Origin of the sequence: Streptomyces sp. H51 (assembly GCF_035656535.1) — a bacterium.
Classification (GTDB): Bacteria; Actinomycetota; Actinomycetes; order Streptomycetales; family Streptomycetaceae; genus Streptomyces.
Genome location: NZ_JAYMHD010000061.1, coordinates 48,309 through 59,911 on the forward strand (window position 1 = coordinate 48,309; position 11,603 = coordinate 59,911).

The 11,603-nt window shown below is 71.2% G+C and carries 8 protein-coding genes; 5 read left to right on the top strand and 3 right to left on the bottom strand.

Annotated elements, in window-relative coordinates; translation table 11 throughout:
• The first annotated feature begins 37 nt into the window (after positions 1 to 37).
• The 4 genes from VKA29_RS20700 to VKA29_RS20715 are packed head-to-tail and all read left to right on the top strand — an operon-like array spanning position 38 to position 6,574.
• The gene (locus tag VKA29_RS20700) at positions 38 to 1,315 is read left to right on the top strand and encodes a glycosyltransferase (RefSeq protein ID WP_324787369.1); all 1,278 of its coding nucleotides are present in this window, start codon (positions 38 to 40) and stop codon (positions 1,313 to 1,315) included.
• Complete coding sequence (locus VKA29_RS20705) at positions 1,312 to 2,958, top strand: ArnT family glycosyltransferase (RefSeq protein WP_324787370.1); 1,647 nt, start codon at positions 1,312 to 1,314, stop codon at positions 2,956 to 2,958. The genes VKA29_RS20700 and VKA29_RS20705 overlap by 4 nt, the downstream gene beginning before the upstream one ends.
• A complete protein-coding gene (locus tag VKA29_RS20710; protein WP_324787371.1) occupies positions 2,955 to 4,163 on the top strand; it encodes a glycosyltransferase family 2 protein in 1,209 nt (402 codons plus the stop codon). The genes VKA29_RS20705 and VKA29_RS20710 overlap by 4 nt, the downstream gene beginning before the upstream one ends.
• Entirely contained in the window at positions 4,160 to 6,574 is a 2,415-nt protein-coding gene (locus VKA29_RS20715; RefSeq protein WP_324787372.1) for a galactose oxidase early set domain-containing protein, read from the top strand. The genes VKA29_RS20710 and VKA29_RS20715 overlap by 4 nt, the downstream gene beginning before the upstream one ends.
• 201 nt (positions 6,575 to 6,775) lie before the next feature.
• On the opposite strand, the gene VKA29_RS20720 is transcribed toward VKA29_RS20715, so the two are convergent.
• The 3 genes from VKA29_RS20720 to trhA all read right to left on the bottom strand — a co-directional run bounded on the left by VKA29_RS20720 (position 6,776) and on the right by trhA (position 9,129).
• Entirely contained in the window at positions 6,776 to 7,501 is a 726-nt protein-coding gene (locus VKA29_RS20720; protein WP_324787373.1) for a Mut7-C RNAse domain-containing protein, read from the bottom strand.
• Positions 7,502 to 7,534: 33 nt separating this feature from the next.
• The gene (locus VKA29_RS20725; protein ID WP_324787374.1) at positions 7,535 to 8,176 is read right to left on the bottom strand and encodes a TetR/AcrR family transcriptional regulator; all 642 of its coding nucleotides are present in this window, start codon (positions 8,174 to 8,176) and stop codon (positions 7,535 to 7,537) included.
• A 206-nt stretch (positions 8,177 to 8,382) separates the two neighbouring features.
• The gene (gene trhA, locus VKA29_RS20730) at positions 8,383 to 9,129 is read right to left on the bottom strand and encodes a PAQR family membrane homeostasis protein TrhA (RefSeq protein WP_324787375.1); all 747 of its coding nucleotides are present in this window, start codon (positions 9,127 to 9,129) and stop codon (positions 8,383 to 8,385) included.
• 336 nt (positions 9,130 to 9,465) lie between these two features.
• On the opposite strand from trhA, the gene VKA29_RS20735 reads away from it, so the two are divergent.
• Positions 9,466 to 11,289, top strand: coding sequence for a phosphoenolpyruvate carboxykinase (GTP) (locus VKA29_RS20735; protein ID WP_324787376.1), 1,824 nt, complete (start codon positions 9,466 to 9,468; stop codon positions 11,287 to 11,289).
• The last annotated feature ends 314 nt before the right edge of the window (positions 11,290 to 11,603 follow it).

An 11,603-nucleotide genomic window follows, 5' to 3' on the forward strand; every position in this document is an offset into this window, starting at 1 on the left:
TTCACGCCGGGGGGCTTCGGGGATCTGGGGGGATCTTTTGCTGACGTCGTTACTCATCGCTGCCGTTTCGCTCGCCCTGTTCTGGATGGCGGCGTTCACCCTGTGGTGGCAGATGCACGCGTGGCGCACGCCCGAGGTGCTCGCCTCCACCCGGTTCAGCAGACCCGACGGGGACGAGCACGTCTCCTTCTCGCTCCTGCTTCCGGCGCGGCACGAGCAGGCCGTGCTGGACCACACCGTCCAGCGGCTGCTGGAGTCCACGCACACCGACTTCGAGATCATCGTGATCGTCGGGCACGACGATCCGGAGACCACGGCCGTCGCCGAGCGGGCGGCCGAGCGCGATCCGCGGGTGCGGGTCGTCGTGGACACCCACGAGAAGAAGAACAAGCCGAAGGCCATGAACACGGCGCTGCCGCACTGCCGCGGCGACGTCGTCGGGGTCTTCGACGCCGAGGACCAGGTCCATCCGGAGCTGCTCGCGCACGTCGACCACGCCTTCCGCACCACCGGAGCGGACGTCGTCCAGGGCGGCGTCCAGCTGATCAACTTCCACTCCAGCTGGTACAGCCTGCGCAACTGCCTGGAGTACTTCTTCTGGTTCCGCTCCCGCCTCCACCTGCACGCCCAGAAGGGGTTCATCCCGCTCGGCGGCAACACCGTCTTCGTGCGGACCGGCGTGCTCCGGGAGGCCGACGGCTGGGACCCCGACTGCCTCGCCGAGGACTGCGACCTGGGCGTGCGGCTGTCCAGCGTCGGCAAGAAGGTCGTCGTCGCCTACGACTCCGACATGGTCACCCGGGAGGAGACCCCGGGCACCCTGATGTCGCTGCTGAAGCAGCGCACCCGCTGGAACCAGGGCTTCCTCCAGGTGTACCGGAAGGGGGACTGGAAGCAGCTGCCCGGCTTCGGGCAGCGGCTGCTCGCCCGGTACACGCTCATGACGCCGTTCCTGCAGGCGTTCTCCGGCGTCGTCATCCCGCTCAACGCGGCCGTCGCGCTGTTCCTCGACGTGCCCGTCGGGATCGCGTTCCTGACCTTCCTGCCCCTGGTCACCGCCGCGGTCACGTTCGTCTTCGAGGTCGTCGGACTGCACGACTTCGGCAGGCAGTACGGGCTGCGCATCCGCTTCGTCCACTACCTCAAGCTCATCGTGGGCGGCCCGTTCTACCAGGTCCTCCTCGCCGGGGCCGCGATCCGCGCCGTCTGGCGTGAGCAGCGCGGCCGCAACGACTGGGAGCTGACCACCCATGTCGGCGCGCACCTCGCCGAAGCCGCGGCGAACCGCGACCTGAGAGAGGACGTCCCCGCGTGACCTCGGCCCTTCCCGCGGTGACCGCCGTCCAGGTCACCGCGCAGCGCCGGCCTGCGCCGGAAACCGGTCCGGCCGGCCGGACGAGCCCGCCGCGGCTGCGTTCCTCCCGGCCCGACCTCCTGCTGTGCGGCGTGCTGCTCACCGCGATCCTCGTCGTGCAGGGCTGGAACATCGCCGCGTACCCGGCCCTCAGCGACGACGAGGGCACCTACCTCGCCCAGGCCTGGGCGGTCCAGCAGGGCCGCGGCCTCGGCCACTACACCTACTGGTACGACCACCCGCCGCTGGGCTGGATCCAGATCGCGCTGCTGACCTGGATCCCGTCGCTGGTCAGCCCCGGCGCGATGACCGTCGCCGGCATGCGCGGCGCGATGCTGGTGATCAGCGCGGCCGGCGCCGTCCTCGTCTACGTCGTCGCCCGCCGCCTGTCGCTGCCGCGCTGGGCCGCCGGGCTCGCCATGGTGCTGTTCGGGCTCTCGCCGCTGTCGGTGGTCCTTCAGCGGGAGATCTTCCTCGACAACATCGCGGTGGTGTGGACGCTGCTGGCGTTCGCCCTCGCCGCCTCCCCGAGCCGCCACCTGTGGCACCACTTCGGCGCGGGACTGGCGGCCGCCACGGCCGTCCTCACCAAGGAGACGATGCTCGTCGTCCTGCCGGCCCTGCTGCTGACCATGTGGCGGCACAGCCACCGCGACACCCGCAAGTTCGCCCTCACCGGCGCCGTCACGGCCTGCGTGCTGATCGGCTTCTCCTACCCCCTCTTCGCCCTGCTGAAGGGCGAGCTGATCCCCGGCGACGGGCACGTCTCGCTTCTCGAAGGGCTCAAGTACCAGATGACCAGGCCCGGTTCGGGCTTCATCCTGGATGCGGGCTCCGGTTCGCACGGGGTGCTGCGGTCATGGCTGTACTACGACCACGTGCTGATCGTCGGCGGCCTCGCGGGAGCCCTGCTGCTCCTGGTCACCTGGCGGTGGTCGGTCACCGCCCGCGCGCTGGCCGGACCGTCGCTCGCGGTGGCGGTCCTGGCCCTGGTCGCCATGCGCCCGACCGGCTACCTGCCCGCGATGTACGTCATCCAGGCCCTGCCCTTCCTCGCCCTGGTGCTCGCCGGGGGCGCCGCCTCCGTCGCCCACGCCGTGCTGCGCAGGCGCCGTTCGGCGGGCGAGAGCCGGTACGTCACCGGCGGCCGGTACGCGCTCGCCGCCGTCCTCGCCGTCGCCGCCGGCGCCTACGTCGTGCCGCGCTGGTACGACGGCGACCGCACCGCCGTCACCACCGACGCCAACGCCCCCTACCGGGCCGCCTCGCACTGGCTGGCCACCGAGGTCGAGGACCCGCGGAGCACCCGCGTCCTCGTCGACGACGCCCTCTGGCTGGACCTCGTGCACCAGGGCTACCGGCCCGGGCTCGGCGTCATCTGGTTCTACAAGGCCGACCTCGACCCGGCCGTGGCGAAGACGATGCCGCGCGGCTGGCGGGACCTCGACTACGTCGTCGCCTCCCCGACCGTGCGGCGCGACGCGGTCGACCTGCCCAACGTCAGGGCCGCCATCGAGCACTCGACACCGGTCGCCACCTTCGGCACCGGGCCCGACCGCATCGAGATCCGGCGGATCGAGACGACCCCCGGAGGCGTCCGATGACCCACGAGCACACCGCCGCCGGAGAACTCCACGACCCCGCCGCGCGGGCCGTCGAGGTCCCCGAACCCGGCGCCGTCACCATCGTCGTACCGACGTTCAACGAGTCGGCGAACGTCCGCCGGCTGCTGCACCTGATCACCGAGTCGGTGCCGTCCCGGCTGCCCTGCGAGGTCGTCTTCGTCGACGACTCCACCGACGACACCCCGCGGGTCATCCGCGAGGCGGCCGAGGACTGCCCGTTCCCGGTGACCGTCCTGCACCGGGAGGAACCGGTCGGCGGGCTCGGCGGCGCGGTCGTCGAGGGCATGAAGGCCGCCGGGTCGGACTGGATCGTCGTCATGGACGGCGACTGCCAGCACCCGCCGTCCCTGGTGCCGGAGCTGGTGGCCACCGGTGAGCGGGCGAACGCCGGCCTGGTGGTCGCCTCCCGCTACCTGAAGGGCGGCAGCCGGGCCGGGCTGGCCGGCAGCTACCGGGTGGCCGTCTCGCGCGGCGCCACCTGGCTGACCAAGGCCCTCTTCCCGCGCAGGCTGCGCGGCATCAGCGACCCGATGAGCGGCTTCTTCGCCATCCGTCGCGGCGACATCGCCGCGGGCGCCCTCGAGCCCCTCGGCTACAAGATCCTCCTCGAGCTGGCGGTCCGCACCCGTCCGCGCGAGGTCACCGAGGTGCCGTTCGTCTTCCAGGACCGGTTCGCCGGGGAGTCGAAGTCGACGGCGCGCGAGGGCCTGCGCTTCCTGCGCCACCTGGTCGGCCTGCGCACCGCCTCGCCTCTCGCCCGGATGCTGGTGTTCGGCCTGATCGGCGCGAGCGGCTTCGTGCCGAACCTGCTCGGCCTGTGGGCCCTGAACCGGGCCGGGATGCACTACGTGCCGGCGGAGATCCTCGCCAACCAGTTCGGTGTCGTCTGGAACTTCCTGCTCATCGAGCACCTGCTGTTCCGCGACCGCCGCCGGCACCGCGGCGGGTGGGACCGCGTCGGCCGGTTCGCGCTGCTCGCCAACGCCGACCTGGGCTTGCGCATCCCGCTGATCGCGGTGCTCGTCCACCGGTTCGGTCTCGGCGCGCTGCCCGCCACCGCGCTCGCGCTGGTGACGACGTTCGTCCTGCGCTTCATGGGCACCGAAGCGCTGGTCTACCTCCCGCGCCGGACACCGCGGTCCGGGAAGGACAGCAGCCGCACCGCAGCAAGGAGAGCCGTGTGAACAAGCGCCGAAGAAGGACCGCACTGGTCGGGGTGGGGGCCCTGACCGCCGGTCTGCTCCTCACCTCGCCCCAGTCCGCCCAGGCCGCCAACCTGGTGAAGAACCCCGGCTTCGAGACGGCCGGCACCGACGGGATGCCGTACTGCTGGGAGAAGTCCGGCTGGGGCGACAACGACTTCACGTTCGAGACGACGACGGACGCGCACAGCGGCTCGGCGGCGATGAAGGTGTCGCTGACCCGCCGGGCCGACGGCGACCGCAAGGCGCTGATCACCGAGTCGGCGGAGTGCGCGCCGGTGGTGACCGCGGGCAAGCAGTACGACCTCGGGCTCTGGTACCGGACGACCACGCCCGACGCCAACGTCACCCTCTTCCGGCACGACACCACCGCGGGCTGGCAGTACTGGACCGACCTCAAGACCCTGGAGATGCAGTCGGCCTGGACGCAGGCCACCGTCCGCACGCCCGAGGTCCCGGCCGGCACCGACCGCATCACCTGGGGCGTGTCGGTCTACGGCACCGGCTCGGCGACCACCGACGACTACACCATGGAGCAGGTCCCCGACACGCTCCCGCCGGCCACCTGCACCGCCACCGCCGACGAGTGCGCCGACGGCCGCTGGGACGTGCTGCCGACGCGGAACCCGGTGCGCTCCATGCACTCCGTCGTGCTCAGCAACGGCAAGGTGCTGCTGATCGCGGGCTCCGGCAACAGCGAGGAGAACTTCGACGCGGGCAGCTTCACCTCGGCGGTCTACAACCCGGCCGACGGCAGCTACAAGATCATCCCCACGCCGAAGGACATGTTCTGCGCCGGGCACGTCCAGTTGCAGGACGGCCGGGTGCTGGTGATGAGCGGCAACAAGGCGTTCCCGGCGGCGGACGGCTCGCACGGCTACGAGGGCTTCAAGGACTCCTACGTCTTCGACCCGGCCACCGAGACGTACAGCAGGACGAACGACCTCAACGACGGCCACTGGTACCCGTCGGCGACCGAACTGGGCAACGGTGACGTCATCTCCTTCGGCGGCCTGCGCGAGGACTCGACCGGTTCGGTGACCGCCGAGTACTGGTCCGACGGGCAGCAGAAGTGGCTGCCGCTGTGGCAGGTCAACCAGACCTGGTCGTACTGGGGTCTGTACCCGTCGATGATCCTCATGCAGGACGGCCGCCTGTTCTACTCGGGCAGCCACGTCTTCGGCAACAACATCCCGGGCACCGGCAGCGCGATCTACGACTACGCCGCCAACACCGTCACGCAGGTCCCCGGCCTGCAGAACAAGGACCAACGCGACCAGTCGGCGAGCGTGCTGCTGCCGCCCGCGCAGGACCAGCGGGTCCTCACCCTGGGCGGCGGCAACATCGACTCCAACCCGGACGCGAACCGGCTCACCGACGTCATCGATCTCAAGCAGGCCGACCCGTCCTACGTCGCCGGCCCACCGATCCCGCAGGGCACGGTCGACCTGGGCGCCGGCAAGGTCGCCGAGACCGGCGGCCAGGGCAAGATGTACGTCTCCGCCGTGCTGCTGCCCGACGGCAAGGTGCTGGAGACCGGCGGCGCGCTGCACAACCGCGCCGACCCGGTCTACGAGTCCTCGATCTACGATCCCGCGACCGGCACCTTCGACCCGGTGACCGCCGACCCGGAGGCCCGCGGCTACCACTCGTCCGCGTTCCTGCTGCCCGACGGCCGCGTGATGACCACCGGCGACAACCCGGGCAACGGCACCTGGAACCACAACGTGTCGATCTACACGCCGCCCTACCTGCTCAAGGGCACCCGGCCGACGATCACCTCGGTGATCGACACCGAGTGGAACTACGGCGACACCCAGCGGATCACCGTCGACCGGCCCATCGCCAAGGCCGAGTTGATCCGCCCGGCCGCCGTGACCCACTCCGCCGACCCCAACCAGCGGTTCGTGGACCTGCCGCTGTCGGTGGGCGGAAACGACGGAAACACCGTCGACCTGAATGTCACGAGCAACCCCGACCTGGCCCCGCCCGGCTGGTACATGCTCTTCGCGGTCGACGCGGGCGGGGTGCCGTCGGTGGCCAAGTGGGTGCACCTGCAAGGCCCGCGGGCGCTCAGCGCGACCGACGCCTCCGCGCACGTCCACTCCTTCGCCGACTCCCTGTCGGGCAAGGTCGCCGGGCCCGGCACGAGGCGCGCCTCGCAGAAGGTCGGCGCCTTCGTCGCGGGCTGCGACCGGCACTACGGCTCGGTCAACGTGTGCGTGCCGACCGCCTTCCCGCCCGGGGTGAAGAAGTCGGCGGCCGCGCGGTGCGACTGGCTGAAGAGGAACGACTACGGCCGGCTGAAGCTCAACGGCCGCGACGACCCGCTCGGCCTGGACCGGAACAAGGACGGGACGGCCTGCGGAAAGGGCGACGTGAAGAAGAGGTGACCCGGACCGGCCCCGGGCTGACCCGGACCGGCCCCGCACTGATCCCGGACCGGCCCCGCGCTGACCCTGGACCGGCCCCGCGCTGACCCTGGACCGGCCCCGGGCTGACCCCGGACCGGCCCCGGGCTGACCCTGGACCGGTCCTGCGCTGACCCCCGGACCGGTCCCGGGCCGACCCTACTCGCCCGGGCCGGTCCCGGGTCAGCCCGCGAATTCGGCGAGGGCGCGCTCCACGATGGCCACCAGCTGGTCGTGGTGCGCGCCCTTCCAGTACACGCGCCCGCAGTCCAGGCACCGCGCGAAGACGTCGTACGACCGCTGCGTGCCGCCCTGAAGCTGATGCGCCACCTCCTCCTTGCCAGCCTCCCGCAGCAGCCCGTTGCAGGCGGTGCACCGGGTCCAGGGCCGCAGTTCGGGCCGGAACCGGTCCAGGACGTCCCGGAGCTGGTCCTCGGGCCGGGTGCTGTAGACGTACGCGCCGGCCCACAGTTCGCGGCGGCGCAGCAGGCCCCGGTCGCGGCTGAGCATGACCCGCTGTTCGGCGGCCGAGCGGGCGGCGAGGGCGGGGTCGCCGATGTCCGTCGACTCGTAGGCGGTGTCCACGCCGAGCAGGCGCAGACGGCGGGCGAGGGTGCCGAGGTGGACGTCGAGCAGGAAGCGCAGGGGCGCGCCGGGGACCTGCTGGGGGCGCTCGACGGGCCGGACCGAGACCTGGTCGCCGGCCGCGGGTACGTACGAGGACGGCACCTCGCGGCCGTTCACCCACAGCGACCCGACCTCGGTCAGCGGGACGCCGGCCGACTCCACGACGTGACCGAGGGAGGAGACGCCGTCGGTGGTCAGGGCGGTGGCGGCGCCGCGGCGCCCGTGCGGGACGAACAGGGCCAGGCCGGGGGCGAACTCGACGTGGATCTCGGGACCGTTCACCCGGTCAGGATGTCATGGGAGAGGGGCCCGGTCTCAGGGCTTTTCGGTGGGCAGGCCGTGCTCCAGGACGTCCAGGGCGCGCTGCACGAGGTCCCCGAGGTCGCCCGTGAAGTCGTGCTCCGCCCAGTACATGTTGACCTCCATGAGGCCGCCGATGAGGGACATCGCGTAGACGCGCACCTCGAGGCTGTCCGGGTCCAGGCCGAAGCGCTCGGCCATGGCCCCGCGCATCAGGCGCGCGGTCTGCGACATGCTCTCGAAGATCCGGGAGCGGACGGCGGGGACCTGCGCCCCGAGGTGCGCCCGCATCCGGACCACCTCGGGACTCTCCTGCACGAGCAGGTCCAGCACCTTGCCCATGATGTGCCGCACCGACTCGATCCACGGCTCGTCGACGGGCCGCGCGCGCAGCTCCTCCAGCATCACCGGGGCGTGCTCGTCGGTGAGGACGATGTCCTCCTTGGCCGGGAAGTACCGGAAGACGGTCGACGGCGACACCTCGGCCCGCTCGGCGATCTGGTCGATCGTCGTGGAGTCGTAGCCCTGCTCCCCGATCAGTTCGAAGGTCGCGGTGCGGATCGCCTCGCGGGTCTTGATCTTCTTGCGCTCGCGCAGGCCCAGCCGGGGGCGGTCGGAGGGGGAGAGGGGGGAGGGTGCGGCCGTCATGGCCCTCATTGTCGGGCATCCGCGGGCGGCACGGCCACGTCCGGGACCTGCGGCTCGGCGGGGGGACCAGCGCGCCGCCGACGCCCATGAACGCCCGGACCGCGATCATCCAGCGCACGTCCCCGGCCGGCGCGCCCACCAGCGGACCGGCCCGGAGGGCGCACGAGAAGCGGCCACGGCTGGGAGGCCGTGGCCGTGCGGTGGGGGAGGGGCGGTCAGATGTGGGTGTACGCCACCAGCGAGATGCCGACGTAGTGCACGATGAACGCGGCCAGCGTCAGGGTGTGGAACACCTCGTGGAAGCCGAACCAGCGCGGTGAGGGGTTCGGCCGCTTGATGCCGTAGATCACGCCGCCCGCGCTGTAGAGGAGGCCGCCGACGACCACCAGGACCAGCACGGCGATGCCGCCGGTGCGCATGAAGTCGGGCAGGAAGAAGACGGCCGCCCAGCCCATCGCGATGTAGCACGGCGTGTACAGCCAGCGCGGGGCGCCGACCCAGAAGACCCGGAAGATGATGCCGGCGGCCGCCGCGCCCCAGATGCCCCACAGCAGCCACTGCCCCTTCGCGCCGGGCAGGAGCAGCAGGGTCAGCGGGGTGTAGGTGCCGGCGATGATCAGGAAGATGTTGGCGTGATCCAGCCGGCGCAGGACGCCGTCCATGCGGGGGCTCCAGTTGCCCCGGTGGTACAGCGCGCTCACGCCGAACAGCAGGCAGGCGGTGAGGGCGTAGATCCCGCAGGCGATGCGGCCCCGGGCGGAGTCGGCGAGGGCGGTGAGTATCAGGCCGGAGATCAGCGCGGCCGGGAACATGCCCAGGTGCAGCCAGCCGCGCAGTTTCGGCTTGAGCGGCTCGGCGAGGTGCTGGGCGTGCTGCTTGATCTGGCGGGGCACGGAGTGCGCGGCGGGACCACGGCCGTCGGCCGGCGAGTCCGTGGCCGCGTCGGGGGCGGACGCAGTCATACGGGCCATCGTACCTACGCAACCGTAAGTTGAGGGGCTGGCCCGCTCGTTGACCGGGCCGGGAGCCGCCATCCTCTCACGCGGCCGGAGGTGCGTTACGCAAAAGAACCTTCAGGTGAACGCTACGTACCGGCAAATAAACGCGGTGAACACGAAACGGACGTGGCGATCCTCACTCCGCTCACCTGTGAGGTCCTCTGGACATATGGGCGGTATGATCGGATGATCAAATGAGTGTGGTCGGCACCGGATGAGCGCTGAAGATCCAGCCACGAAGCATCCGGGTCGCAGCCCCCACGGGGCCTCCAACAAAAAATCCCTCATTTAGGAGCAATCGTGGCGCGCGACATCGCGGCTCCCCCCGTCGTCCCCACCAACCACCAGGAACTGATCTCATGGGTGAACGAGATCGCCGAACTGACCCAGCCGGACAGCGTGGTCTGGTGTGACGGATCCGAGGCCGAGTACGAGCGACTGTGCGGGGAGCTCGTAGCGAAGGGCACCTTCAAGAAACTCGACCCGATCAAGCGCCCCAACTCCTACTACGCCGCATCCGACCCGACCGACGTCGCGCGCGTCGAGGACCGGACCTTCATCTGCTCCGAGCAGGAGCAGGACGCGGGCCCGACCAACCACTGGAAGGCCCCCGCGGAGATGCGGGAGATATTCCAGGGCGAGAACGGCCTGTTCCGCGGCTCGATGCGGGGCCGCACGATGTACGTCGTCCCGTTCTGCATGGGACCGCTCGGCTCGGACCTGTCCGCCATCGGCGTCGAGATCACCGACTCCGCCTACGTCGCCGTGTCCATGCGCACGATGACGCGCATGGGGCAGCCGGTCCTGGACGAGCTGGGCTCCGACGGCTTCTTCGTGAAGGCCGTCCACTCCCTCGGCGCCCCGCTGGAAGAGGGCGAGCAGGACGTTCCGTGGCCCTGCAACGGGACCAAGTACATCTCCCACTTCCCCGAGGCCCGCGAGATCTGGTCCTACGGCTCCGGCTACGGCGGCAACGCCCTGCTCGGCAAGAAGTGCTACGCCCTGCGCATCGCCTCCGTCATGGCGCGCGACGAGGGCTGGCTGGCCGAGCACATGCTCATCCTGAAGCTGACCCCGCCCACCGGCGAGGCCAAGTACGTCGCCGCCGCCTTCCCGAGCGCCTGCGGCAAGACCAACCTCGCCATGCTGGAGCCCACGGTCTCCGGCTGGACGGTCGAGACGATCGGCGACGACATCGCCTGGATGCGCTTCGGCGAGGACGGCCGCCTGTACGCCATCAACCCCGAGGCCGGCTTCTTCGGCGTCGCGCCCGGCACCGGTGAGCACACCAACGCCAACGCGATGAAGACCCTGTGGGGCAACTCCGTCTTCACCAACGTCGCCCTCACCGACGACGGCGACGTGTGGTGGGAGGGCATGACCCAGGAGACCCCGGCCCACCTCACGGACTGGAAGGGCCGCGACTGGACCCCGGACTCCGCCGAGCCCGCCGCCCACCCCAACGCCCGCTTCACCGTGCCGGCCTCGCAGTGCCCGATCATCGCGCCCGAGTGGGAGGACCCCAAGGGCGTGCCGATCTCGGCGATCCTCTTCGGCGGCCGCCGCGCCAGCGCCGTGCCGCTGGTGACCGAGTCCTTCGACTGGAACCACGGCGTGTTCCTCGGCGCCAACGTGGCGAGCGAGAAGACCGCCGCCGCCGAGGGCAAGGTCGGCGAGCTGCGCCGCGACCCCTTCGCCATGCTCCCCTTCTGCGGCTACAACATGGGCGACTACATGGCCCACTGGATCAACGTGGCCAAGGACAAGGACCAGTCCAAGCTGCCGAAGATCTACTACGTCAACTGGTTCCGCAAGAACGACGAGGGCAAGTTCGTCTGGCCCGGCTTCGGCGAGAACAGCCGCGTCCTGAAGTGGATCGTGGAGCGCCTGGACGGCAAGGCCGACGGCGTCGAGACCCCGATCGGCGTCCTGCCGACGAAGGAGGCCCTCGACACGAACGGCCTGGAGCTGTCGGAGTCCGACCTGGACTTCCTGCTCACGGTCGACAAGGAGGTCTGGCGCGAGGAGGCGTCCCTGGTGCCCGGGCACCTGAACACCTTCGGCGACCACACGCCCAAGGAGCTGTGGGACCAGTACCACGCCCTGGTGGAGCGCCTGGGCTGAGCCCGGGCATCAAGCTCCGCGGCCGGTCCGATCTGCCCTGACCAGTGATCGTCACGGCCGGCCGCGGTGACAAGCCGGCGAGGCCCCGCACAACGGCGTGAGGGGCCCCGGGCCCGCCGTCCCGTCTCCCGTCCGCCCCGACGGCAGACGCGACGGCGGGCCCTCGCCTGTTCTCCGCCGCGGCACGCCGCCCCACCCGGCATGCCGTCGGCCCCGGTGTCCTGCCGCGTGCCGCGTGCGGCGTGTGTGCTCGCCCGCGCCCCGACGCGCCGCCTGCGTCGGGCGGGCTGTCCGCGCCCGGTGCGCTGCTCGTG

Coding starts and splice junctions, on each gene's coding strand:
- VKA29_RS20710 (WP_324787371.1), top strand. CDS start 2,955: ATGACCCACGAGCACACCGCCGCCGGAGAACTCCACGACCCCGCCGCG.
- VKA29_RS20725 (WP_324787374.1), bottom strand. CDS start 8,176: ATGAGGGCCATGACGGCCGCACCCTCCCCCCTCTCCCCCTCCGACCGC.
- trhA (WP_324787375.1), bottom strand. CDS start 9,129: ATGACTGCGTCCGCCCCCGACGCGGCCACGGACTCGCCGGCCGACGGC.